The organism is Nonomuraea sp. NPDC004354, assembly GCF_053602555.1.
The window spans coordinates 621,420-646,519 of the sequence record NZ_JBSGDV010000001.1 but is presented as its reverse complement, the minus strand read 5'-3'; the positions used below and the strand labels follow the sequence as shown (position 1 = coordinate 646,519).

Here is a 25,100-nt window from a genome sequence, read left to right as displayed (position 1 = left end):
CCAAAATGGCCGACATGCCGTCATTTACCCAGCTAATCCTGACCTGACGCGCCCCGGAGACGCTGATCTCAGCACCTCTTACCGGTTCATGACCGGACCTCCGCGCCACCCCTGATCATGATCGTCGGAGGGTCGGAGCGACCACGATCAGGCCTGCTCGAACCGGCGTTTCCACCGCGCCTGACGGGCTCCTCGCGGATCATCCCACCGGCCCCGGTGCGGGGCTCCTTAGTTTGGAGAACGGTCTAACGTCTCGGGGCGATCGCACGGTCCCCCGACTCCCCCGCACGACGGGTCGTGCAGCCCCATGACCAGCGCAACCACCCTCGACGGGCCCGCCCAGGCCCCAGCTCCCGGGCAAGGCGAGGTCGGCGAGACCTCACGGCCGGGTCAAGCACCCGCCGTCGCCAGAAAACCCACCCTCCTCGGCTGAGGGAGGCCGCCTACCGCTCATCCGAGGGAGACCGCGTGCCGCTGTCTGGAGGGTGCCACCTACCGCCTCGGATGGTGGAGAAGTCCCTGCCGCGGCGGAGAAGCCCCGCCCGCCTCCGCGTCGCGAGGGAGCCGCAAAGCACTCCCCCCGCGTCGTGGGGAGCCGCAACACGCTCCCTCCGCGTTGCGGAGAAGCCGCGGACCATCCCTTCGCGACGCGAGGAGCCGCAAAACGCTCCCTCCGCGTCTAGGGGAAGTCGTCCTCCACCTCGACACCCTCGCTCTCCAGCGCCTCACGGACCACCCGGTAGGCCACCCCTGCCCCGTACCCCTTCCGCGCCAGCATCCCGGCCAGCCGCCGGGTGCGGGCCTGCGCATCAAGCCCACGGGTGGAGGCGAGCTTGCGTTCGACGAGCCTGCGGGCCGTCTCCACCTCCTGGTCGGAGTCGACACGCTCGACGGCCTCGTTGATCGTGTCGCTGTCCACGCCCCGGTGCCGCAACTCCGCCGCCAACGCCCGGCGCGCGAGCCCCCGACCGTGGTGCCGGGAGTCCACCCACGCGTCGGCGAAAGCCTCGTCGTTGATCAGCCCCAGCTCGGTGAATCGATCCAGCACCGCCTCCGCGGCCTCCCTGGGCACATCGCGCTTCCGCAACGCCTCGGCGAGTTGCGCCCTCGTCTTCGGCGCCATCGTGAGCAGCCTCAGACAGATGGCCCGCGCGACCGACTCCGGGTCCGCCTCGGGGCCCGAAGCCGCCTCGGGCCCTTCCTGCGGCCCCTCCGCCCAGCCTGCGGAGCGAGCTCTGCCGCTTCCCTTCCGCGACCCGCCGCCGCGCCGCCTTCCCTGCCCCTGACGCCGACCCTCACGGCGCCCATCTTCCGCCCCGGACCATCCTTCAACAGAACCGTCCTTCGACCCGAACAGGCCACCCTCGGGCCCGTCCCCGGCCCCCAACAGGCTGCCACCGGGCCCCTCTCCCGACCCGAACAGGCCATCACCGGGCCCTTCTCCGAACCCGAACAGGCCATCACGGGATCCCACCCGGGCGTCACCAGGCCGGTCTTCCGCCCCGGACCGCCCTTCACCAGGCTCCTCTCCGAACCCGAACAGGCCATCACGGGGCTGCTCTTCCGCTCCGGACCATCCTTCGGCAGGACCGACTTTCGCCCCGGACCGCGCTTCACCAGGCCCGTCTTCGGACCCGAACCGTCCTTCACCGGCACCCAGGTCCGGCGCCGACCTGTAAGGACCGACTCCGGCCGCGTCCGTCTGCCGCTCCTGGGGCTCGTCGTCCTGCTCCCGGTGTCCCTGCTCGTCGTGTGGCGGACGCTCGGCCGAGCCTCGCCTCCGGGGGATGGACTGTGGCCACCCCGTAGGGCCCTTGCCGCCGACCTCCCCGACGCCCCCGGAACCGGACGTTCCGGAAACGGCAGGACGGTAATCGCTGGATGGCCCAGCCGACCACGCGGCATCCGACGCTCTGTTCGGCGGGTCCTCTCCCCTGGCCCACTCGGGCGCCTCACCCTTGGAGTCGAAGTCGACGAAGCCGTCACCTGAGCCGAAGCCAGCACGCCCCCGTCCCGAGCCGGCACGATCCCGGCCTCGGCTGCTACCCCAGCCGCCCTCAGCGCGACCATCCGAACGGCGACCGCCCCGACTGCCATCGCTACGCCGGCCCGAGGAGCTTGCATCCCAGCCGCCCCCATCACGGCCGGCACCCCGGTCGCCATCAAGCTGTCGCCCCGAGTCGCTCGCCCCCCAACCGCCATCACCACGGCTGCCTGAAGCACCCCAACCACCGTCACCACGGCCACGTGAGGCGTTCCCGCCCCGGCCGCCGTCGCCATGACCATCCGTGCTGCCGTCATCCCAGCCGCTGTCGGCGTGATCGGTCGAGAGGTCGTCACCCCAGCCGGTAGGGGTCGAGGAACGCCTTCCCGTAGACCCGGCGCCACCACGGGTCGACCGAGGGGCGCTGTCGTCACTGCCGGTCCAGCGGGACTCACCTCGGGCGCGGCGGGAGCCCTTACGCGAGCGTGATGCCCCGCGACTCCCCGACAGACCGTCGTCGCCGGAAGCGAGCCCACGTTCCAAGTGGGTGCCGTCATCTCCTGACTCCAGCCACCCGTACGGCCGGCCGCCGTCATCGCCGGAGTCGAGCCACGCGTTCGACCCGCTGCCGTCGTCGCCCGAGCCGAGCCCTCCCTCGGGGACGGCCCACTGGTCCCTGGACGATCGGGCCCGAGACCGGCGCTTGGATCGTGGTTCCCGCTGCGGGATGTCAGGCCACGCGCCCCAGTCATGCGCCGCCCCGGGACGGTCGTCCTCTTCCTCGCGTCGGGAGGGCGGTTTCTGTGCGGTGGTGTCTGCAACGGGGTCTTCTGTGCGCGCGCTGCTGGGCGATGGTTCCGGCGAGGCCGTGTTCTCGCCGGCCGACGGAGCGACGGCCGGTTCTCTGACGACGGGGTCGCCACGATCGTCCGGAGAAGCGCCCCCTTCGCCCCCGCCGACCGCCTGAGCGGAGGACGAGCGTCCCTCCCCATGGGACGAGCGTCCCTCCGCGTGGGACAAACGCTCCGCCACGAGTGGAGTCGGTCCCTCGGTGTGGGAGCTGCCGCCCTCCACACGGGCAGTCCGTTCCCCGGCCCGGGAAGTGCCGCCCTCCACACGGGAGGCGCGTCCCTTGGCGCGGGGAGTGCCGCCCTCCACACGGGAGGCGCGTCCCTCGGTGCGGGGAGTGCCGCCCTCCACACGGGCAGTCCGTTCCTCGGCCCGGGAAGTGCGGTCTTCCACACGGGAGGCGCGTTCGTCTCGTGTCGAGGGACGCGCCTCTGCCTGGGACGTCCGATCCCCACTATCGGAGGCGCGGTCGTCAGGGTGGTCGGTGGGTTCGGCGCTGCTGGTGGGTGACCAGGCCGGGCCTGTCGCGGCGAACGGCCAGGCGGGGGCGGGCTCGTCGGCCGAACGCGGCCGTGCCCGGCCTCTTCCACGCGACGCGCGGGGTGAGGCCAGGTCGGCGACGCCGTCGGGGATGCTGCCCCAGGCGTCCGCGCCGGTGCTGTTCGTGTCCCACGAACCCGTGCCCCGGGATGCCGTGCCCCAACTGTCGGCGCCCGCGTTGTTCGTCTCCCACGAACCCGAGCCAGGGGATCCCGTGTCCCAGGTGTCCGCGCCCGTGCTGTCCCCGCCCCACGGACCTGAGCCAGTGGGCCCCGGGCTCCAGGCGTCCGCGCCGGTGCTGTCCGTGCCCCACGACCCTGAATCCTGGGTCCCCGTGTCCCAGGATTCAGGGTCGGCGCTGTTCGGATCCCGCGAGCCCGAGCCAGACGGTCCCGGGCTCCAGGCGTCCGCGCCGGCACTTTCCGCGTCCCATGAACCCGAGCCCCGGGATTCCGAAAGTCGGGATGCTGTGCTCCAGATGCCCGAGTTCCATTGGTCAGCGTCATACCGCCGGCCGGGGCCCCAGCCGGTGGGGTTCCGTAGGTCCCAGGAACCAGAGCCGGGTGAGGTCCACGAGTCGGGGTCTGCCGCGTGCCGGCCGTCCGGTCCGTTGTCATCGAGGCCCCAGCGGTCGCGGGGTCGGTCACCGGTGGCGCGGCCGTCGTGGTCGCCACGGCCCAGGGGGTGGTGTGCGCCATCGTGAGGGTCACCGGCGAAGGTGCCGTCGCCGGCCGAGGGCTCACCGTGGGCGGGGGTGACGGCATCGCGGTCGCCGGAAGACGTGGGAGGGGTGGCTGAGCCGCCGCGCAGTTCGGAGGCGGTCGTGGGAGAACCCGCCACCTCCGAGGGAGTGCGCGCGTCAGGACCCTGGCCCGGCCGCTGGAGGGTCGCGGAGGCGGGCGGCTCCGGCGTGGAGCCGGAGGGCCGCTGGTCAGGGTCCGACGACGTGCTCATGGCTCAGCCCGGATCAGACGTCACCAGGCTTGGGCGCGGAAGCCTTGGAGCCGCGGCCCGAGGAGGCGGGAGCCGGAGGGGCGGCGGGAGCGGCGGCCTCGGCGGGCGCGTCGACGCGCGGGCCCACGCCCAGCTTCTCCTTGATCTTCTTCTCGATCTCGTTGGCCACGTCGGGGTGGTTGCGCAGGAAGTTACGCGCGTTCTCCTTGCCCTGGCCGAGCTGGTCGCCCTCGTAGGTGTACCAGGCGCCGGACTTGCGGACGAAGCCGTGCTCCACACCCATGTCGATGAGGCCGCCCTCACGGGAGATGCCCACGCCGTACAGGATGTCGAAGTCGGCGACGCGGAAGGGCGGCGCCATCTTGTTCTTGACGACCTTGACGCGGGTGCGGTTGCCGACCGCCTCCGTGCCGTCCTTGAGCGTCTCGATGCGCCGGATGTCGAGGCGGACCGAGGCGTAGAACTTCAGCGCCTTACCACCGGTCGTGGTCTCGGGCGAGCCGAACATGACACCGATCTTCTCGCGCAGCTGGTTGATGAAGATGGCGGTGGTGCCGGTGCTGTTGAGCGCGCCCGCGACCTTGCGCAGCGCCTGGGACATCAGACGGGCCTGGAGACCGACGTGGCTGTCGCCCATCTCGCCCTCGATCTCGGCCTTGGGCACCAGGGCGGCGACCGAGTCGATGACGATGATGTCGACGGCGCCCGAGCGGATCAGCATGTCGGCGATCTCCAGCGCCTGCTCACCCGTGTCGGGCTGGGAGACGAGCAGCGCGTCGGTGTCGACGCCGAGCTTCTTGGCGTATTCGGGGTCGAGGGCGTGCTCGGCGTCGATGAACGCGGCGATGCCGCCGGCCCGCTGGGCGTTGGCCACCGCGTGCAGCGCCACCGTGGTCTTACCGCTGGACTCGGGACCGTAGACCTCGATGATGCGGCCGCGGGGGAAACCACCGATGCCGAGCGCGACGTCGAGCGCGATCGAACCGGTCGGGACAACCTCGATGGGAGCCCTGGCGTCATCGCCGAGGCGCATGACGGAGCCCTTGCCGAACTGCCGCTCGATCTGTGCGAGGGCAGTCTCAAGGGCCTTCTCGCGGTCGTTGATAGCCATGGGAACTCCCCGGGAGGGTCGTGGTGTGGTCGGTCGAGTGAAAGCTACGCGGTGGGACCGACAATTTTCCGCCGGACGCGCGAGGCACCGTGGCCGGCGCTTCTCATGGTAGCCGAACGGCTGTTCGATCGCGCCTCGAACACGCCGACCACCCGCCGTGCCCGGCCGACATTCCCTGACAATCCGCCGGGCCGGTTGCCATGGCCGCTGACCTGGGGAGATCCTGTTGGAAAGGTCGAGAGGCGGCGACGTGACGAGCACGTACACCGGGCAGCGGCGCACCCACCTGGAGGCGCTCGCGGCGTTGCTCCCCGGCTGCGGGCTCGTGGGGCGCATGATCGGCGGCGACGACCCGGTGCTGTGGGTGTGGCATCCGCGCACGGGCCGCCAGACCATCATCTTCGCGACCCCGTCCGCCGCCGCGTGGGTCTTCCTGTGGTCGCCGGGCGGCCAGGGCCACGCCGACGATCCCGCCGGTACGGCGGAGGCGCTCCACACCTGCCTGACCGACGAGTGACCCGGACCGGTACGGCAAGCGCGAGCCGGAGAAGCGCCCCCGATCGGTACGACACACGCGGACCCCGCCGAGCGACCCGGACCTCTACGGCCCGCGCGACCCAGCCGAACGACCCCCGCCGCTACGGCACGCACGAGCAGCCCGGCGGACACCGCACGCGCCTGTCACCCGACGAACGAGGCCCGCAGGCCCGCCACGGTGTTCGCCAGGCCGTCGGCCGCGGCCCGGTCGAGCGCTCCCGTGAGCGTCTCCTCGTAGGCCGCTCTCGCCCCGTTCCTGCGTTCCCTGCCCGCCTCGGTGATCACCGTGTAGACGCCTCGCCGATCCTTGGCGCACAGGTCGCGGCGGGTCAGCCCGGACGCCTCGAGCCGTCCCACCAGGCGGGTGACCGAGCTCTGGTTGAGCCCGAGCAGGTCGGCCAGCTCCTGCATGCGCAGCTCGCCGTCGGCGGCCGCGGACAGGTGGCACAGCGCCCGATACTCCGACAGGCCGAGGCCGTGCCGCTGCAACGCGGTGGCGAGTGAGTGCTCCACCCTGGCGTGCAGCCGTACCACCCCGGCCCAGACGTCCTGGTCGAGCGTCGCCATCGGTTCCTCCTACGGTGTCGGCGCCCACTTTATGGACAGGCGACGAACTCAGGCGCGTCCGAGGTGCCCGAGCACGAAGGCGGCCCGTTCCGCAACGGGAGCGCGCGGCAGTTCCACCAGTTCGTAGCCGTAGTCGAGGTAGGCCGAGGACACGGAGGCGTAGGTCCGCTCGGCCTCGTCGGGCGTCTGCTTCCGCTCGGCGTCGTTCTCGTAGATCTCCGGCCACGGCGGCGCGACGAAGACCGTGCGGTGGTAGCGGAAGCGCCTGGCCGCGGCGTCGACGTGGGCGGGCACGGGACGCCCTTCGAGGCGCAGGTAGCCCACGACGTCGACCACTCCCCTGTCGAAGGCGACGGTGCCGTCCATGGCCTCGGCGAGACGGTAGGAGCGTAGTTCCCAGCTCAGCATCAGCTCGGCGAACAGGTCGACGTCCTTCCACGGCAGCGCCTGGCCGCCGATGGCCACCTGGTCCTGGATGATCGCCCGCCCCGCCTCCCGCGAGCCGGACAGGCCCAAGCGGTCGATCAGGGTGCTCTTGCCCGATCCGGGGCCTCCGGTGAAGACCACGAGCCGCGGCCCCGCCGTGCAGCACGAGCAGGTGTGCACCGTTCCTCCCCGGCGGTCAGCGCAGCTTGCCGTCGACGTTCTCCACCTGGCACACCGCGCGCCAGACGTCCTTGGCGCTCTCGCCCTGGGCCAGTGCCTGCTCGACCGTGCGCCCGCCCAGCGGGGCGAGCACGTAGTCCCTGGCCCACGACTCGGCGTAGACGTCGCCGAAGTGGGCCCGCATCCTTCTCCAGAACTCGGTCAGACGCATGCTCCCCAGTATGGAACCCGCCCCGCACTGGGTAGGACAGACCGTATGGCGAAATCCTCCAAAGCGGCTCCCAAGCCGTCAATCGATTCCAGGTCACATCGGGAGCGACGCCGCGCCCTGCTCCTGCAGCAGCGGCTCGCCGTACAGAAGGAGAAGGCCGAGCGCGCCGAGCGGCACGCCGGTCTGAGGGCCGAACCCCGTGAGGGTGCGTCGCGCACCCGCAGGGCGTCACGGAGGTAGCGGCTACAGCACGCGCGAGCCGTACATCTCCCCCAGATGGTCGGCGAGCAGCTCCAGTCGGGCGCCGTCGGGGTCCCTGAAATAGATGGAGGCGCCGCTCTCGATCTGGTGCGGCACGCCGGCCATCTCCAGCTTGCCGCGCAACCGTTCCCACGTCGCGGGGTCCACGGAGATCGCGATGTGGTGCAGCCCGCCCAGGACCTCCTGGTACGGCCCCAGGTCGAGCCCGGGGAAGTCGAAGAACGCCAGCAAATTGCCGTTGCCGATGTCGAAGAAGAAGTGGTTGGAACCCTTGTAGTCGCGGTTCTCGAAGATCTCCGTGAGGGGGAACTCCAGGAGCTCCTGGTAGAACCGGACCGTCCGCTCCACGTCGGAGGACAGCAGTGCGAAGTGGTGCAGACCGCGCGCGCTGCTCGATGGACGGTGCGGGAGGAGGTACTGCCGCTTGATACGCTCGCGATCAGCCTCGATGGCTGCGTAATCGATGGTCACGTCGCCTCACCTCTCCCGCTCTATGTCCCCGGGATCGGCGCCTCAATCGCGCATCGTGGCCACAATCTCCTTCACGATCTCCATCGTGGTGCCGGGGTGCAGGAAAGCGAAACGCGCGACGGTCTCGCCCTCCCAGCCGGTGGGGGTGACGAATCCGATCTGCCCGGCCAGCAGCCGCTCTGACCACGTGTAGTAGTCCTGGGCGGTCCATCCCGGACGGCGGAAGAGCACGGCGGACAACTCGGGCTCGCGGATGAGCTCCAGGTGGTCGCTCTCCCTGATCAGCTCGGCGGTCTCCCTCGCCAGGGCGAGCCCGCGCTCGACGGCCTCGGTGTAGGCGTCGGTCCCGTTGACCGCGAGCGAGAACCACAGCGGCAGCCCGCGGGCGCGCCTGGTCAGGTGGTAGGCGTAGTCCGTGGGGTTCCACTCGCCGCCGTCGGTGTGCAGGACGTCCAGGTAGGAGGCGTCCTGCGTGTGTACGGCACGCGCCAGGTTGGGGTTGCGGTAGATGAGCGCGGCGCAGTCGAACGGGGCGAACAGCCACTTGTGCGGGTCGACGACGAACGAGTGGGCGTGCTCGATGCCCTCGTAGCGGTGCCGGACGGAAGGGGCGAACAGCCCGGCGCCGCCGTACGCGCCGTCGACGTGGAACCACAGCCCGCGCTCGCGGGCCACCTCCGCGACGCCCTTGAGGTCGTCGACGATGCCCGCGTTCGTGGTGCCGGCGGTGGCGACCACGCCGATGACGTTCTCCTGGCCTTCGAGCGCCTTCCGCAGGGACGCGCCCGTGAGGCGGTGGTCCTCGGAGGGCACGACGAGCGCCTCGACGCCGATGATGCGCAGCGTGTTGGCGATCGAGGAGTGGGCCTGGTCGCTCACGGCGATCTTCGCGTTCGGCACGCCGGCGGTGTCCCTGGCCACGACGAGGGCCGACAGGTTGGCGGCGCTGCCGCCGGAGACGAAGCAGCCGCCCGCCGTGCCGGGCAGGCCCGCGTAGTCGGCGATCAACCGCAGGACCTGGTTCTCCGCCGCGATGGCGCCGGAGGCCTCCAGCCAGCTGATGCCCTGCAGCGAGGCGCAGGAGACCACCATGTCGAACAGCAGTGCCGCCTTGGTGGGGGCGGCGGGGATGAAGGACAGGAACCGGGTGCTGTCCGCGGAGATGACCGCGCGGGAGAGCTGCTGGTCGTAGACGTCCAGCACCTTGGCGGGGTCGGCGCCCTCCTTGGTGATCAGCCCGGCGAGCGCGGCGTCCAGCTTGTCCTTCTCACCCGGGTGGTCCAGGGGAACCGGGTCGAGGGCGAGGCGCTGCCTCATGTAGTCGAAGACCAGGGTGGTGAGGCGCTCGTCGTAGCTATGCACGCATGCAGTATGGGGATAAAACCGAAAAAAAGGGAAATAGCAGACGAAGATCTACCAAACCGGTTGGCCGGTACGGCCCGGCTCGTTTTGTCGGTGCCGGAAGGCACCATGGTGGAGTGAGCTTCCTCGACCACTTCAGCAGGGTGACCCGCGAATGGTTCACCGGGGCCTTCGCGGCTCCCACGCCTGCCCAGCTGGGGGCGTGGGAGTCCATCGCGCGCGGCGACAACACGCTGGTCGTCGCGCCCACCGGGTCCGGCAAGACGCTGGCGGCCTTCCTCTGGTCGCTCGACAGGCTCGCCGCCCGGCCGCCGGCCCAGGAGGGCAAGCGGACATGCAGGGTGCTCTACGTGTCGCCGCTCAAGGCGCTGGCCGTCGACGTGGAGCGCAACCTGCGGGCGCCGCTCGCCGGGCTGCGGCAGACGGCGCGGCGCCTGGGCCTGGCCGTACCCGAGATCTCGGTGGCGATCCGCTCGGGCGACACCTCGGCGGAGGACCGCAGACGGTTCGCCGCCAAGCCGTCCGACATCCTCATCACCACGCCCGAGTCGCTGTTCCTGCTGCTCACCAGCCAGGCCCGAGAGGCGCTGCGGGGCGTCGAGACGGTGATCGTCGACGAGGTGCACGCGGTCGCGGCCACCAAGCGCGGCGCGCACCTGGCGCTCAGCCTGGAGCGGCTCGACTCCCTCCTCGAACGGCCCGCCCAGCGCGTCGGGCTGTCGGCCACCGTGCGGCCGGTCAGCGAGGTGGCCGCCTTCCTCGGCGGTGCCCGCCCCGCGGCCGTGGTGCAGCCGCCCTCGGACAAGCGCATCGAGGTGGAGGTCGTCGTCCCGATCGAGGACATGACCGAGCTCGACGCGCGGCCGGTGTCCGACCCCGACGCGTTCGTGCAGGAGCCCGCGCGCAGGTCGATCTGGCCGCACGTGGAGGATCGCCTGTTCGACCTGATCGAGGCCCACAGCTCGACGATCGTCTTCGCCAACTCCCGGCGGCTGGCCGAGCGCCTGTGCACGCGGCTCAACGAGCTGGCCTACGAGCGGGAGCGGGGCGGCGACGACATGATCGACCTTTCGATCTGGGAGAGCGGGCCCGAGCCGCCCGCCGCGCCGGCGGCCCTGCCGGCGCCCGCGGAGATGATGGCCCAGGCAGGCGCGAGCAAGGGCGCGGTGCCCGAGATCGTGCGGGCCCACCACGGGTCGGTGTCCAAGGAGGAACGCTCGCAGATCGAGGAGGCGCTCAAGTCGGGCCGGCTGCCCGCGGTGGTCGCCACCTCCAGCCTGGAACTCGGCATCGACATGGGCGCGGTCGACCTGGTGGCCTGCGTCGAGGCACCGCCCAGCGTGGCCAGCGGCCTGCAGCGGATCGGCAGGGCGGGCCACCAGGTGGGCGCGGTCTCCAAGGGCGTGATCTTCCCCAAGTACCGCGGCGACCTGATCCAGACGGCCGTCGTGGCCGAACGGATGCGCAGCGGCCAGATCGAGGAGCTGCGCTACCCGCGCAACCCGCTCGACGTGCTGGCCCAGCAGATCGTGGCGATGACCGCGCTCGACGACTGGACCGTCGACGAGCTCGAGGAGGTGGTCAAGCGGGCCGCGCCGTACTCCACGCTGCCGCGGAGCGCGCTGGAGGCGACGCTCGACATGCTCGCGGGCCGCTACCCGAGCGAGGAGTTCGCCGAGCTGCGTCCACGGCTGGTGTGGGACAGGGTGACCGGCGTGCTGCAGGGCCGCCCCGGCGCGCAGCGGCTCGCGGTGACCAACGGCGGCACCATCCCCGACCGCGGGCTGTTCGGGGTGTTCCTGGTCGGCGAGAAGGGCTCCAGGGTCGGCGAGCTCGACGAGGAGATGGTCTACGAGTCGCGGGCCGGTGACGTGTTCGTGCTGGGCGCGACCTCGTGGCGGATCGAGGACATCACGGCCGACAGGGTGCTGGTCTCACCGGCGCCCGGCCAGCCGGGCAAGCTGCCGTTCTGGCACGGCGACGCCCCCGGGCGTCCGGCCGAGCTGGGCAGGGCCATCGGGGCGTTCCTGCGGGAGCTGAACTCCAGCCTCGGTCCTTCCTCCGGTACGGCAGGCACGAGCGGCGCGGCCGACGTGCTGAACGACGGCCTGGCCGAGCGGATGCGGGCGGCGGGCCTCGACGAGTGGGCGGCGGGCAACCTGCTGGCCTACCTGCGGGAACAGCGCGAGGCGACGGGCTACGTGCCCGACGACCGCACGCTGCTGGTCGAGCGCTTCCACGACGAGCTGGGCGACTGGCGCGTGGTGATCCACTCCCCGTACGGCGCGCGCGTCCACGCCCCCTGGGCGCTGGCCGTCAACCGGCGGCTGCGCGAGCGCTACGGCGTCGACGTGCAGGCCGTCCACTCCGACGACGGCATCGTGCTGCGCATCCCCGACACGCTCGCCGAACCGCCGAGCGACGTGGCCGCCTTCGACGCCGACGAGATCGAGCAGATCGTCACCGAGGAGCTGGGCGGCTCGGCGCTGTTCGCCTCCCGGTTCAGGGAGTGCGCGGGGCGGTCGCTGCTGCTGCCCCGGCGCACGCCGGGAAAGCGCACCCCGCTGTGGCAGCAGCGCCAGCGGGCCGCCCACCTGCTGGGGGTGGCCGCGCAGTACGCGAGCTTCCCCGTGGTGCTGGAGACGATGCGGGAGTGCCTGCAGGACGTCTTCGACGTGCCGGGGCTGGTCCAGCTCATGCGCGACATCGCGGCACGGCGGGTGCGGGTGGTGGAGGTGGAGACCTCGCAGGCCTCGCCGTTCGCGGCCTCGTTGCTGTTCCACTACATCGGCGCGTTCATGTACGAGGGCGACGCGCCGCTGGCCGAGCGGAGGGCGCAGGCCCTCGCGCTCGACACCACGCTGCTGGCCGAACTGCTCGGCCAGGCCGATCTGCGCGAGCTGCTCGACCCCGACGTGATCGCCGACGCCGAGCGGGAGCTGGCCAGGCTCGACAGGCCGCTGCGCGACGCCGAGGACCTCGCCGACCTGCTGCGTTCACACGGTCCGCTGCTGGCGGCCGACGTGAGCGTGCGCGGCGGCGACCCGGCGTGGCTGGCCGAGCTCGAACGCGGACGGCGGGCGATCAGCGTCCGGATCGCCGGCGAGGAGCAGTGGGCGGCGATCGAGGACGCCGCCAGGCTGCGCGATGCGCTGGGCGCGCCCCTGCCGGTGGGCGTGCCGCACGCCTTCCTCGAGCCGGTCGCCGACCCGCTCGGCGACCTCGTGGCCAGGCACGCGCGCACCCGCACGCCGTTCCACGCCGGGGCGGCGGCGGCCAGGTTCGGGCTCGGCGTCGCGGTGATCAGCGACGCGCTGCGCAGGCTGGCGGCCCAGGGGCGGGTGGTGAGCGGCGAGTTCCGGCCGGGCGGACGCGGCGAGGAGTGGTGCGACGCCGGCGTGCTGCGGATGCTCAGGCGCAGGTCCCTGGCGCGGCTGCGCAAGGAGGTCGAACCGGTGCCGCCGGAGACGCTCGCGCTGTTCGCGCCGAGCTGGCACGGCGTCTCCGGCCGTCCCGCGGGGCGGGCCGCGGGCGGCGCCATCGGCGCGGCCAGATCGATGGACTCCCTGGTCAACGCGATCGAGCAGCTCCAGGGCGCGGCGGTGCCCGCCTCCTCGCTGGAGACACTGGTGCTGCCCTCGCGGGTGCCCGGCTACCATCCCGCGTTGCTCGACGAGCTCACCTCCTCGGGCGAGGTGATCTGGACCGGGCAGGGGGCGCTGCCGGGCGGCGACGGCTGGGTGTCGCTCTACTTCGCCGACACCGCCCCGCTGCTGCTGCCCCCGCCTGCCGAGATCACCATGACGCCGTTGCACGAGAAGGTGCTCGAGGTGCTCGACGGCGGCGGGGCGCTGTTCTTCCGCGGGCTGTCCGATCGCGTGGGCTCGCTCGACGACCTCGCGCTCACCACCGCGCTGTGGGACCTGGTCTGGTCCGGCCGGGTGTCCGGTGACACGCTGGCTCCGCTGCGGGCGACGCTCGGCTCGGGACGGCCCGCCCACCGGCCCGCGACCACCCGGCGGCGGCGGGCGGTGCTGCCGTCGAGGAGCGGATCGCCGCTGGTGGGCGGCAGGTGGTGGCTGCTGCCCTCGCCGTCGCCCGACGCCACGCAGCGGGCGCACGCGCAGGCGGAGGCCCTGCTCGAACGCCACGGCGTGGTCACGCGCGGTGCGGTGATGGCCGAACGGCTGCCCGGCGGGTTCGCGGCGGTGTACCAGGTGTTGCGGGCGTTCGAGGAGAGCGGGCGCTGCCGTCGGGGTTACTTCGTCGAAGGGCTCGGCGGGGCGCAGTTCGCCCTGCCGGGGGCGGTCGACCGGATGCGCGCCCTGGCGCCTGACTCATCCGGCCGTGTCGCCGGTGACGCCTCTGGTGGCTTCTCGGGCGGGACCGGGCTCTCGGATGACGCCTCCGGCCGGCGCGGCGTGGAGGCGGGACAGCGCGCGGTGGTGCTGGCGGCGGCTGACCCCGCCAACCCGTACGGCGCGGCGCTCCCCTGGCCCGCGCGTCCTGGTGACGTCGGGCACAAGCCGGGTCGCAAGGCGGGCGCGCTGGTGGTGCTCGTCGACGGGCACCTGGTGCTGTACGTCGAGCGGGGCGGCAAGACGCTGCTGTCGTTCGCCGACGACGGGCGGCTGCAGCCCGCGGTCGACGCGTTGGCGCTGGCCGTACGGGACGGGGCGCTGGGCAAGCTCACGGTGGAGCGGGCCGACGGCGAGTCGATCAACGATTCGCCGCTGGCGGCGGCCCTGGAGGCGGCGGGCTTCCATCCCACCCCCCGCGGCCTCCGCCTCCGCGCCTGACCCCCGGAGGAACCGCCCACCAGCAGCCGGAGGAGCGACCCATCAGTCATCGGAGGAGCCGCCCACCGACCGCTGGGGTTCGGGTGACCGCCCTGCACGTGAACACCTCCGGACCGGCGTTCCGCAGCGGGCCGTCCCGATCAACGGCCACACCGGCTGGCCGCCGGCCCCGTACCTGACCACCGGTCCCCGGAACCACCGGTCACTTCGGCTCCCGTCGATCGGCAGCCACTGTGCACGGGGGCTTGGCGGGCGCCGCACGCGCGTACGGCCCCTTCCCCTTCCTGGGCGACGGCGGTCATGAGGCGAGGAAGTCGAAATGGAAGCCGATGATGAAGAGCACCGCGGCCACCACTCGCGCGGGATGAGCTGGTCGAGCCCGGTCCAGCAGGAAGGCGGTCCCGCGTAGGAGAGGCACGCACAAACCACAGATCAACGCCCACGGGAGCCAGAAGCACAGGGCCGTCAGCACGTACGCGAACGCTTCCGGGACGTGGACGAATCCGGCCGCGAGCGCCTCCGAGCCGGTGGCTCGTCCTGTCACCTGGAACGCCAGGGCGGCGGCTCCCCACAGCGCGAGAAACAGGCCCATGGCGATCAACGGCCAGTGACCGGGCACCCTGGGAAGATCCGGTACCGGCTGGCCCTGTTGTTCCATGAACGCCAACGAGGCAGCCAGAAGGCCCACCACGGGAAGGCTGAGGACGAGGATCGCCACGATGACGGCCAGCACCGACCTGCCTACCTGACGCGCCCGTGACCAGGAGATCCCCGTCAAGCGCCGGCCGAATCCGCGCAGCGCCTCCGGGCCCACAAGATCGAGGACGACCGTCAGCGCGGCGAGGAACTGTGACGCTTTTCCCACTCGTCCCCACAGGAACAGGGGCCAGCCCCACAGCGTCACCCCGGTGAGATGCCGACCGTCGAGCCAGCGCATCCATAAGTCCCAGAGTTCCGCCATGAACGCATCATGCGGCGTCGGCTCGGTCGCGTCACGCGACCGCTTCTCCTCGACGAGTTGGGCGCGGCGCCGATCCCGCCCGACCAGGCGCTCAACCGGGGCAAGAGCCTCGACCGGAGGGCCAGGCCCCGAGGCTCGTCGACGGGTAGGCGGCGGCCTCTGGGGCTCGCCGTTCGCGGAGATCCGGTCCTGCTCGCTCCGGCGGAGCGGCTACGGTGATCTTCATGGTGTGGACAGCGGCGGAGATTCCCGATCTGTCGGGTAAGACGGCGATCGTGACGGGTGCCAGCAGCGGCCTCGGCATGATCACGGCGGGCGAGCTGGCGAGGCGTGGTGCCACCACCGTGCTGGCCTGCAGGGACACGGCGAAGGGCGAGAGCGCGCGCAAACGGATGCTCCGGGCCGCTCCCAGGGGTTCGATCGAGGTCCGGCGGCTGGACCTGGCCGACCTGTCGTCGGTGCGGGAGTTCGCGGCGGGCATCACCAGCGGCGTCGACATCCTGGTGAACAACGCGGGCGTGATGGCGCTGCCGTACCGGAAGACGGCCGACGGTTTCGAGATGCAGTTCGGCACCAACCATCTCGGGCACTTCGCGCTGACCGGGCTGCTGCTGCCGCGGCTGCGCGGCGCCAGGGTGGTGACGGTCAGCAGCCTGGCGCACGTGGCGGCGCGCATGAGGTTCGACGACCTCAACGGCGAGCTGGGCTACCACAAGTGGCTGGCGTACGGGCAGTCGAAGCTGGCCAACCTGCTGTTCGCCCACGAGCTGCAGCGCCGCGCGAACGGCCACCTGACCAGCGTGGCGGCGCATCCGGGTTACGCGTCCACGAACCTCCAGACGGCGGGTCCGCGCATGGCCGGCAACCGCTTCATGGAGCTGGGCCAGACGGTCACCAACGCGGTCTTCGCGCAGAGCGCGGGGCGGGGCGCGCTGCCGCTGCTCTTCGCGGCGACGGTGGCGGACCTGCCCGGTGGGAGCTTCGTGGGGCCTGGCGGTCCGTTCGAGGTGTGGGGCTATCCCACGATCGTGGACTCCTCGCCGGCGTCGAAGGACCGGAAGGCCGCGGCGAGGTTGTGGGAGATCTCGGAAGAGTTGACGGATGTTCACTTCGCGATGAACGGGTAGGGCACACCGCCCGCGTGGGCGATCTTGCGGTGGTGTGCGGCAGGCTCGAGCTCGGGCATGCCGGCCACAACGAGGTCCGGCGGGTCGGCACGATCAGCGGCGCCTACGCGGTGAAGCGGCTGGCGTGCACGCCGTCCACCGGCACGATCGGGATCGAACGGGCGGCGCCGGCCGCGAGGGTTCTGATGCCGGTCCCTGTGCCCGAGCCTGGCGGGTGGGTTCAGGCGTCGTGGGGGGCAGCGCGCGCCGCACGCCCGGCGAGGTCAGGCGCGGGAGCGGGTTCAGGCGTCGCAGGGCAGCGCGCGCCGCACTTCCGGCGGGGTCAGGCGCGGGAGCGGGCTCAGGCGTCGTGGGGCAGCGCGCGCCGCACGCCCGCCGCGAGCCAGATCGTGGCCAGCGCCGCGTACACGGCCAGCAACGCCGTCGTCGCCGAGGCGAACACCACCGCCGCGACGACGGCCAGGACGAGCAGCGCCGTCCAGCCGTACAGCAGCCCCCTGCCGGCGGCGGAGCCGGTGTGCACGGCCTCCTGCACGGGAGTGGCCAGGGCCATGACCGCCACCCCCGCGGTGCCCACCGCGCCGAGGCCGGCCACCACCCCCAGTGCGAGCAGCGCCGCACCAGCCGCGACCAGGCCGCAGCAGGCCACCGCCACCCGTGCCTCGACCCCCTCGAACAGCAGGCTGGTGGCCTTGGCGCGGGCCAGGCGCAGCGTCGTCCACGACTCGGCCACCCACGCCGCCCAGTGCAGCACCGCGATGAGGATGAACACCACGATCAGCGGCGGCACGGCGGGCAGCAGGAACGCCAGCCGCCCGCCCCGGAAGTTACCTCGCAGCCCGGCGAGCAGCCGGTAGAGCGGATTGCGCTCCTTCAACGCCTGCACCAGCAGCTCTCGCGCCTGGCCGAAGCCCGGGTCGAGCCGCAGCACCTCGCGGAAGGCGGTGGCGGCCGTCCCCGGATCCTTGAAGGCCAGCGCCATCCTGCCGTAGGCGAGGTGCGCGGTGGCGCTCTCCGGATCCAGCTGTACGGCACGCGCCGCCGCCGCCCTGGCCGGTTCGGCCTGCCCGAGCATGGTGAGCGCGACGGCCAGCAGGCTGGCCAGGTCGGCGTCGTCGGGGTCGATCGCCATCCCCCGGCTCGCCGCCTCCGCCGTCCCCTGCCACTCGCCCCGCAGCAGATGTGTCCTGGCCAGCAGCTCCCAGGTCGGCGCGTGCTGCGGCTCCAGCGCCAGCGACGCGTTGACCGCCGCGAACGCCTCGTCGGGACGGCCGGCGCGCTGGTGCACCTGGCCGGCCACGTAATGGGGGAACCAGTGGTCCGGCGCCAGCCGTACCGCCTCGTGCGCCTCCGCCACCGCCTCGGCCACGCCGCCCTGCTGGATGAGCGCGAGCGCCAGGAAGGCGTGCGCGGTCGTGTCGTGCGGCTCCCGCGCGAGCACGCCGCGCAGCTCCCGTTCGGCGTCGGCGGGCCGGCGCAGTTCCAGCAGCGTCCGTGCCCGGTCGAGCGAACCGGTGACCGTCACCACTTCCCCTTGACCCACGGCATCAGCTCGTCCCACGCGCCCGAGTCGTTGGCGTGCATCACGTAGTTGCGCGCGGTCGCCATCCACTCGCGGACCGCCGTCGGCCGCACGCTCCCCGCGGCGGCCAGCAGGTCGGGCGTCGACAGCGGCAGCGGGCGGCCCGCGCTGATCGACTGCTGGAGCTTGGCCTCGACCGCCCGGTCGACGACACCCTTCAGGTCCGCGCCGACGCAATGCTCGGTCGCCCGCGCCACCGCGTCGAAGTCCATCTCGGCCAGCGGCTTGTCGCGGCACAGGATGCGCAGGATGGCCGCCCGTGCCGCCGCGTCGGGCGGCGGCACGAACACCGGCTGGTCGAGCCGACCCGGACGGCGGAAGGCCACGTCCACGTACCAGGGGGCGTTCGTCGCCGCCAGTACCAGGACACCCTCGTTGGCGTGCTGGTCCACGCCGTCCAGCTCCGCCAGGAACTGGTTGACCAGCTGCCGCGCGTGCGCCTGCCGCATGTCGGAGCGGCGGGCCGCCAGCGCGTCGACCTCGTCGAAGAACAGCACGCACGGCCGGTTACGGCGGGCCAGGTCGAAGGTGGCGCGCAGGTTGCGCTCGCTCGACCCCACGTACATGTCGAGGATGTCGGCCAGGCCCACGTTGACGAACGAGGCGCCGAGCTCTCCGGCGGCGGCCCTGGCCAGGTGGGTCTTGCCGGCTCCCGGCGGGCCGTACAGCAGGACACCCCCGCCGGCGCGCTTGCCGTACGCGGCGAACAGCTCGGGCTGCTGGATCGGCAGCAGCAGCTTGATCCGCAGCGCCTCCTTGACCGACTCCATGCCGGCCACGTCCGCGAAGGACGTGGCGGAGCGCTCCACCTCGGCACTGGTCTCCGGCGCCTGCTGGTAGCCCTGGCCCAGCGGGTAGCCCTGGCCCTGCGGGTAGGCAGGGGGTTGTTCCTGGTAGGCCGGGCTCTGCTGGTAGGTGGGGGCCTGCTGGTAGGCCGGTTGCTGGTGCTGGTAGCCCTGGCCGGGCGCCGGGTACGACGGGTGCCCCTGGTACGGCTGGTACGGCTGCGGCGCCGGGTACGACGGGGCCGGCGCGGCGGGGACAGCGAGCTTGGCGGCGAGTTCGGGGTCGCCGACGGACGGGTCGCGGGAGACCGCCTCGTGGTAGCGCCTGGCCGCCGCGGGCACATCGCCCTCGCCGAGCAGCGCCCGCGCGGCCAGCACCCCCAGCCTGGGGGGATAGCCGGGTACGGCGAGCAGCTGGTCGAGCGCCGCCAGCGCGGGACCGTGGTTGCTCTGCCTGACGAACGCCTCCGCCAGTCCGGCGATGATGTCCGGGTTGCCGGGCGCGAGCACGAGCGCGGCACGGAATTCGGCTTCGGCCTCGGCGAGGTACCCCTTGTCGAGCAGCTGGGCGGCCAGGTGCTGGCGCAGCGGGAGGTTGTCGGGTGACAGACGCGCCGCCTCACGGAGCGCCTGGAGGCCTGCGTCGCGCACGAGCCATTCCCTTCTGTCGCAGGAGTATCAATCCACCACAAATACGCAACATACCGAAATGGAGCGACATGGCGGCCCGGAAAGCGGCCGGGCGCGGAGCAGAAGGAGGCCCTCGCGGCACCCGTCGACAGCGCGGGCGGCAGTCGCCTTCTACGTGGCGACCGGCTCGGGGGCGCTGTGGCGGCTGCCGTTCGGCTCGGCCACCTGGGAGGACGACGGGTCGTCGGCGGGGGCGGTGTCGCTGGCCGGGATGAACGGCAGGCTGTTCGCCCTGGACGCCTCGGGGTGCTGCGGACGCGGATTCCCGGGGCGGCGTGGGCGGAGCACGCCGTGGCCGTCCCCGGGCGGGTGCTGACCGCGCACGCCGGGCTGCTGGTCACCGCGGGGCCCGGTGACCCGTTGCGCTGGCGTCCCGTCCGCTGACCCCGCTGACCCGCTGACCCGGCCCCGCGTCCGTCCGGGCTCCCGCCGGGGAGCCCGGGGCTCAGGACAGGTTCGTCGGCCCGTACAGCGCGTGCGGGGCGCCCGTCGCCATCGCCCAGTACCGGTCCCCGTACGACCAGTGCCACCACTCGGTCGGATAGTTCACCAGGCCGATCTCCTCCAGCGCCGCCACCAGGATCTCCCTGTTCCCGCGCGCCTCGGCGGAGATGTTCGGCGCCCCCGTGTAGCACGCCCCGTCGCTCTGCTCGGGGTTGTCGTTGACGGCCGTGCCCATGTCGTACTCCTCCCCGTCGGGTGAGCACAACGTCAGGTCCACCGCCGCCCCCGCCGTGTGAGGGGCGACGGACACCGGCGAGACGTACCGGCTCGCCGCCACATGCGCCTCGTCGGGCGACATGTCAGGGAAGTCGGTGAGCAGCTGGTCCCGGTACTCCTCGAAGTACCTCCGCTGTGTCTCGATCGGCCGGTATCCCTCGACGACCAGCAACTCGTACCCCGAAGGCAGCGGCGCCTTCTCCAGCCTGGCCAGCAGGCCCGCGCGCAGGTGCGCGTAGGCGCCCTCCGCGTCCGCCAGGCGTGAGTCGACCCGCAACCTCCCCCGCACGTCCTCGAGCGGCTCGCCGCACTCCTGCACGGGAATGGCCGCCACCCGGGGATCGGAGATCAACACGATGTCGCGCATAGTCGAGAATTCTCACACAGTGTCGGAGAAGACCTGCTCGCGGGCCTGCTCGAGGGCGGCGACCAGCGCGCCGCGCAGCACCGGGTTGCCGGCCACCGCGGTCGCGGCGACGCGCGGCTGGCTCGGGCAGACCTTGGCCACGGCCTGCTCCACCCGCTCGGCCAGCGCCGGTCCGCCCGCCCTGCCGAGGTCGCCGCTCAGCACGATGAGGCCCGGGTCGAGGACGACGGCGACGGCGGCGACGCCGACCGCCAGCCGTCCCGCGACCTCCTGCAGGTAGGCGTCGTGGCCCTGCGCGGTCGCCGCGCGGACCTGGTCGGCGACGCCGGCGCCCGCGATGCCGTACGTCTGGGCGAGGCCCTCCAGCGCCTCCTTGCCGACCAGGCGCTGGAAGGAGCCGGACTGCGGGTGGGAGACGTCGACCGGCAGCGGCTCGCCCGGCACCGGCAGCCAGCCGATCTCGCCCGCGCCCCCGGTGATGCCCCGGTGCAGCCGCCCGCCGAGCATGACGCCGAGCCCCTGCCCGACGCCCGCCCAGATCACGGCGAAGTCGTCGTGCCCGGCCGCGGCGCCGTGGCGGTGCTCGGCGAGGGCGACCAGGTTGACGTCGTTCTCGATGGTGACGGAGGCGCCGAGCCGTTCGCGCAGGCTGGCCAGCACGCCGACGTGCCAGGACGGCAGGTCGTAGGAGAAACGCACGTCGCCGGTGCGCGGGTCGACGACGCCTCTGGTGCCGATGACGAAGGAGCGCAGCTGGGACAGGCTGATCAGGGCGGAGTCGCAGGCCCGCTGGACGGCGCCGTGGACGGCCCTGACCGGGTCGCGGCCGTCGCACGGGTCGACGGTGACCTCGACCACGACTTTACCTGTGATGTCGGCCACACCCACCGCGATGCTGTCGGGCAGCACTTCGAGCCCCGCGACGTAGGCGCTGGAGGGAACCACGGCATAGAGGGCGGCGTGCGGCCCCCTGCCGCCGGCGCGCTGGCCCGCGACCTCGACCAGGCCTCTCTCCTCGAGGCGGGACAACAGCTGACCCGCGGTTACCTTGGAAAGCCCCGTGCGTTCTCCCAGCTCAGCCCGGGTGAGCGGGCCTTCCGACAGAAGGAGTTCCAGCGCCGTGCGGTCGTTCAGCCTGCGCAACAACTGCGGGGTTCCCGGGTTCCGTGCCATGGACGGCCCCTCCTCTCGTCACGATCCGCTAACGCATGTTTTTTTTAAGAAAGTTTCTTGTTAGTTTAGCAGCAGTCAACCGAGGCCGGCGATCAAGGCTTCGGTGATCTCTACGGCATGACATGAGCGCAACCCCCGACGCGTTAGCCGGGAAGGGAGAACCCTAGTGAAGATCGCGAAGATCACGGCCGCCACGGCGACCACCGCCGCGCTTGCGCTGGGCCTGGCAGCCTGTGGCTCCGGCCAGCCCACCCAGTCCGCCGCGCCCGCCGCCTCCGGCTCCGCCTCCGCCGCCGCCTCCGAGGCCGGGCCCAAGTACGCGGGCAAGACGCTCAGCGTCTGGCGCCTGGGCGACAGCAACCCCGCCGCCGCCAAGTACATGGAAGAGCTGAACGCCGAGTTCAAGAAGCAGACCGGCGCCGACGTGAAGCTCGAGTGGATCCCGTGGCCGCAGGTGAACGACAAGTTCGCCGCCGCCGCCACCGGCTCGGGCGGCCCCGACGTCACCGAGATCGGCAACGACCAGGTCCCGCTGTGGCAGAGCCAGGACGCGCTGACCCCGGTCACCGACGTCGCGCAGGTCGGCGACCAGGCGGCCATCCCGAAGAACCTGTTCGGCCTGGAGACCATCGACAACGAGATCTACGGCGTGCCGTGGGGCGCCGGCGCCCGCGCCGTCCTCTACCGCGCCGACTGGTTCAAGGAGCTCAAGATCGAGGTCCCCAAGAGCTGGGACGAGCTCGTCGCCGCGGCCAAGAAGATCCAGAAGGAGAAGGGCGCGGACATCGACGGCTTCGCCTTCAACGGCGGCTCCGACGCCAACCACCTGCTGGGCGCGCTGGCCTGGTCCGAGGGCGCCGAGTACGCGGTCAAGGAGGGCGACAAGTGGGTCGGCAAGCTGACCGACCCGGCCTTCGCCAAGGGCTTCGCGACCTACACGGGCCTGGTGCAGGACGGCCTGTCCGGCAAGTCCCGCCTCACCCAGAACACGGTGGACATCCGCAAGCGCTTCGCCAACGACAAGGTCGGCATGTACCTGACCGCCGGTTGGGACCTGCCCGGCATCCAGGAGGACAGCAAGGGCAAGCTGAAGGGCGACAAGCTCGCCTTCTTCCCGCTGCCCGCCAAGTCCGGCGGTGAGGCCCCCTCCTTCTTCGGCGGCAACGACATCGCGCTGTGGGGCAGCACCCAGCAGGCCGACCTGGGCAAGGAGTACATCAAGCTGGCCACCAGCAAGACCTGGGCCGACCGGTACGCCATGGAGCAGGGCCTGCTGCCGATCTACCCCGACTCGCTGGCCAAGCTGAACGAGGACCCGGCCCAGGGCCCGTTCGCCCGCGCCTTCGCCAAGGCCAAGGCCTTCCCCGCCGACCCCAACTGGACCGAGGCCAACGAGACCAAGGCCGTGCTCCAGAACGCGGCCAGGTCGGTCATCGAGGGCAAGAAGGACGCGGCGGCGGCCCTGGCCGACGCCAACAAGGAACTCGAAGAGATCCTGAACCAGTAGTAATGGCGAACACGTCTACGATCGCCCGGGACGGGGGCCAGTCCCCCGCCCCGGGTCGGCGCCGCAAGAGCCCCGACCGCCCCAACCGGGCCGGCGGGCTCCCCACCTGGGCGGTCCCGTACGTCCTGCTCGTGCCCGGCCTGCTGGTGATCGCTGGACTCCTGCTCTACCCCATGGTCCAGCTGACCGTCATGGCCTTCCAGAAGGTGGGCCTGGCCCAGGTCAGGGGTACCAGGCCGGCCGAATGGGTCGGCTGGGACAACTTCCAGAGAGTCCTGGACAACGAGATCTTCTGGTCCGCGCTGCGCAACACCATCATCTTCGCGGCCGTGACGGTGACCCTCACCCTCGTCGTGGGCACCGCCGTCGGGGTGCTCCTGCACAAGCTCGGCAAGAAGATGTCGCTGTTCGTCGTCATCGGCTGCATGTTCGCGTGGGCCGTGCCGCCCGTCGCGCAGGGCGTCATCTGGCGCTGGCTGTTCGACGCCGACGCGGGCGCCATCAACTGGGTGCTCAACCTGCTGCCCGACGGGCTGTCCTCCCTGCTGTTCGGCAGGGCCGACTGGACCGGCGAGCCCTGGCTGAACGACGCGTTCACCCTCTACGTGGTCCTGATCTTCTGTCTGGTGTGGGCGGGTTTCCCGTTCATCGCGGTCTCGGTGCTCGCCGGCCTCAAGGGCATCCCCGCCGAGCTCTACGAGGCGGCCAAGGTGGACGGCTCGGGCGCGTGGCGGACCTTCGGGAAGATCACCCTGCCGCTGCTCAGGCCGGTCTTCGCCGTCCTGACGATCCTGTCGATCATCTGGGACTTCAAGGTCTTCAGCCAGCTCTACGTGCTGATGAACGGCCCGACCAACCGTGAGGCGTTCAACCTGTCGATGTACGCAGTGGCCGAGGCGTTCAAGCCGCCGCAGAAGCTCGGCAGCGGCGCGGCCATCTCCGTGATCCTGACGATCATCCTGCTGATCATCACGGTGGTGTACGTCCGTCAGATCGTGAAGCAGGAGGAGATGTCATGACTCCGCTGGCCCGCAAGAGGCTCGGCAAGATCCTCCTCAACGGAGCAGGGGTCCTGGTCTTCCTCTACGCGACCTTCCCCGTGTACTGGATGGTCTCCACCGGCTTCAAGGCCAACGACCAGATCTTCACCACCGACTTCATCCTCTTCCCCACGCACTTCACCTTCGACCACTTCGCGCGGGTGCTCACCGAGGGCGTGGCGAACAACTCGATCTGGCTCTACATGCGCAACAGCGCGATCGTCGCGCTCGGCACCGTGCTGATCGGCTCGACGTTCGCGCTGCTGTCGGCCACGGCCATCGCCAGGTTCAGGTTCAAGGGGCGCGCGCCCTTCCTCATCGTGCTGCTGATCGTGCAGATGCTGCCCTCCGAGGGCCTGCTGATCCCGCTGTACATGATGGTCAAGCGCGTCGGCCTGGGCGACCAGCTGCTCGGCCTGATCGTCACGCAGGTGGCGCTCACCCTGCCCTTCGGCATCTGGATGCTGCGGACCTTCGTCGCCGCCGTGCCCAAGACCCTCGAGGAGGCGGCCTGGATCGACGGCGCCAGCCGGTTCACGACCTTCTGGAAGGTCCTGTTCCCGCTGGTGGCGCCCGGCCTGGTGGCGACGAGCATCTTCTCGTTCATCACCGCGTGGAACGACCTGGTCTTCGCGCTCTACCTGATGTCCGGCTCGGAGGGCTACACCATGCCCGTCGCCCTCCAGTTCTTCTTCGGGCAGAAGGGCGTCGACTGGGGCGCGATCATGGCCGGTTCGACGCTGATGACGATCCCTGTCGTCATCTTCTTCCTTCTGGTGCAGCGCCGCATGGTCTCCGGCCTGGTGGCCGGCGCCGTGAAGGGCTGACCGAAACCCAGGTGCTCGTACGGCGCCGCACACCCACGCGGCCGCCGTACCTCACCCTGCCCACCGGCA

At 71.7% G+C, this 25,100-nt stretch carries 19 protein-coding genes; 6 read left to right on the top strand and 13 right to left on the bottom strand.

Features of this window, described 5'->3' with window-relative positions:
- Positions 1-679 precede the first annotated feature (679 nt).
- Both ACWENQ_RS03050 and recA read right to left on the bottom strand, forming a co-directional pair.
- Positions 680-1,144, bottom strand: coding sequence for a regulatory protein RecX (locus ACWENQ_RS03050; RefSeq protein ID WP_452412983.1), 465 nt, complete (start codon positions 1,142-1,144; stop codon positions 680-682).
- Positions 1,145-4,340: 3,196 nt separating this feature from the next.
- Entirely contained in the window at positions 4,341-5,438 is a 1,098-nt protein-coding gene (recA, locus tag ACWENQ_RS03045; protein WP_354906645.1) for a recombinase RecA, read from the bottom strand.
- Positions 5,439-5,688: 250 nt separating this feature from the next.
- Between recA and ACWENQ_RS03040 the strand changes: the two genes are divergently transcribed.
- Complete coding sequence (locus ACWENQ_RS03040; protein ID WP_449916820.1) at positions 5,689-5,955, top strand: hypothetical protein; 267 nt, start codon at positions 5,689-5,691, stop codon at positions 5,953-5,955.
- A gap of 164 nt (positions 5,956-6,119) precedes the next feature.
- On the opposite strand, the gene ACWENQ_RS03035 is transcribed toward ACWENQ_RS03040, so the two are convergent.
- The 5 genes from ACWENQ_RS03035 to ACWENQ_RS03015 form a co-directional block, all read right to left on the bottom strand.
- Positions 6,120-6,542, bottom strand: coding sequence for a MarR family winged helix-turn-helix transcriptional regulator (locus tag ACWENQ_RS03035; RefSeq protein WP_452412734.1), 423 nt, complete (start codon positions 6,540-6,542; stop codon positions 6,120-6,122).
- 48 nt (positions 6,543-6,590) lie between these two features.
- Positions 6,591-7,148, bottom strand: a complete 558-nt coding sequence (locus ACWENQ_RS03030; protein ID WP_449916825.1) for an AAA family ATPase — start codon at positions 7,146-7,148, stop codon at positions 6,591-6,593.
- A gap of 16 nt (positions 7,149-7,164) precedes the next feature.
- On the bottom strand, positions 7,165-7,359 hold the full coding sequence (locus tag ACWENQ_RS03025) for a DUF3046 domain-containing protein (protein ID WP_354906647.1): 195 nt from the start codon (positions 7,357-7,359) through the stop codon (positions 7,165-7,167).
- A gap of 243 nt (positions 7,360-7,602) precedes the next feature.
- Positions 7,603-8,091, bottom strand: a complete 489-nt coding sequence (locus tag ACWENQ_RS03020) for a VOC family protein (RefSeq protein ID WP_354906648.1) — start codon at positions 8,089-8,091, stop codon at positions 7,603-7,605.
- A 42-nt stretch (positions 8,092-8,133) separates the two neighbouring features.
- The gene (locus ACWENQ_RS03015; protein WP_452412733.1) at positions 8,134-9,453 is read right to left on the bottom strand and encodes a pyridoxal phosphate-dependent decarboxylase family protein; all 1,320 of its coding nucleotides are present in this window, start codon (positions 9,451-9,453) and stop codon (positions 8,134-8,136) included.
- 116 nt (positions 9,454-9,569) lie between these two features.
- On the opposite strand from ACWENQ_RS03015, the gene ACWENQ_RS03010 reads away from it, so the two are divergent.
- On the top strand, positions 9,570-14,252 hold the full coding sequence (locus ACWENQ_RS03010) for an ATP-dependent helicase (RefSeq protein ID WP_452412732.1): 4,683 nt from the start codon (positions 9,570-9,572) through the stop codon (positions 14,250-14,252).
- 298 nt (positions 14,253-14,550) lie between these two features.
- Here ACWENQ_RS03010 and ACWENQ_RS03005 read toward each other — a convergent pair whose 3' ends face one another.
- Entirely contained in the window at positions 14,551-15,213 is a 663-nt protein-coding gene (locus tag ACWENQ_RS03005) for a hypothetical protein (protein ID WP_452412731.1), read from the bottom strand.
- 224 nt (positions 15,214-15,437) lie between these two features.
- On the opposite strand from ACWENQ_RS03005, the gene ACWENQ_RS03000 reads away from it, so the two are divergent.
- Positions 15,438-16,340: an oxidoreductase gene (locus ACWENQ_RS03000; protein WP_452412730.1), complete on the top strand. Its 903-nt coding sequence runs from the start codon at positions 15,438-15,440 to the stop codon at positions 16,338-16,340.
- A gap of 340 nt (positions 16,341-16,680) precedes the next feature.
- Here the strand turns inward: ACWENQ_RS03000 and ACWENQ_RS02995 are convergent, their stop codons facing one another.
- The 5 genes from ACWENQ_RS02995 to ACWENQ_RS02975 all read right to left on the bottom strand — a co-directional run bounded on the left by ACWENQ_RS02995 (position 16,681) and on the right by ACWENQ_RS02975 (position 21,657).
- Positions 16,681-17,865: a tetratricopeptide repeat protein gene (locus ACWENQ_RS02995; RefSeq protein WP_449916837.1), complete on the bottom strand. Its 1,185-nt coding sequence runs from the start codon at positions 17,863-17,865 to the stop codon at positions 16,681-16,683.
- Positions 17,862-19,358 carry an ATP-binding protein gene (locus ACWENQ_RS02990; protein WP_452412729.1) on the bottom strand — a complete coding sequence of 499 codons (1,497 nt, stop codon included), beginning with the start codon at positions 19,356-19,358 and terminating at the stop codon, positions 17,862-17,864. Before ACWENQ_RS02990 ends, ACWENQ_RS02995 begins: the two co-directional genes overlap by 4 nt.
- A gap of 150 nt (positions 19,359-19,508) precedes the next feature.
- Positions 19,509-19,685, bottom strand: coding sequence for a hypothetical protein (locus ACWENQ_RS02985; protein WP_452412728.1), 177 nt, complete (start codon positions 19,683-19,685; stop codon positions 19,509-19,511).
- A 157-nt stretch (positions 19,686-19,842) separates the two neighbouring features.
- Entirely contained in the window at positions 19,843-20,484 is a 642-nt protein-coding gene (locus tag ACWENQ_RS02980; protein WP_354906666.1) for a M15 family metallopeptidase, read from the bottom strand.
- A gap of 12 nt (positions 20,485-20,496) precedes the next feature.
- On the bottom strand, positions 20,497-21,657 hold the full coding sequence (locus ACWENQ_RS02975) for an ROK family transcriptional regulator (protein ID WP_354906667.1): 1,161 nt from the start codon (positions 21,655-21,657) through the stop codon (positions 20,497-20,499).
- Between the two features lie 166 nt (positions 21,658-21,823).
- Between ACWENQ_RS02975 and ACWENQ_RS02970 the strand changes: the two genes are divergently transcribed.
- From ACWENQ_RS02970 to ACWENQ_RS02960, 3 genes are read left to right on the top strand one after another with little or no spacing between them, the layout of a single operon-like run.
- On the top strand, positions 21,824-23,164 hold the full coding sequence (locus ACWENQ_RS02970) for an extracellular solute-binding protein (RefSeq protein WP_354906668.1): 1,341 nt from the start codon (positions 21,824-21,826) through the stop codon (positions 23,162-23,164).
- A 2-nt stretch (positions 23,165-23,166) separates the two neighbouring features.
- Positions 23,167-24,183 carry a carbohydrate ABC transporter permease gene (locus tag ACWENQ_RS02965; protein ID WP_452412727.1) on the top strand — a complete coding sequence of 339 codons (1,017 nt, stop codon included), beginning with the start codon at positions 23,167-23,169 and terminating at the stop codon, positions 24,181-24,183.
- Positions 24,180-25,031 carry a carbohydrate ABC transporter permease gene (locus ACWENQ_RS02960; RefSeq protein ID WP_354906670.1) on the top strand — a complete coding sequence of 284 codons (852 nt, stop codon included), beginning with the start codon at positions 24,180-24,182 and terminating at the stop codon, positions 25,029-25,031. Before ACWENQ_RS02965 ends, ACWENQ_RS02960 begins: the two co-directional genes overlap by 4 nt.
- The last annotated feature ends 69 nt before the right edge of the window (positions 25,032-25,100 follow it).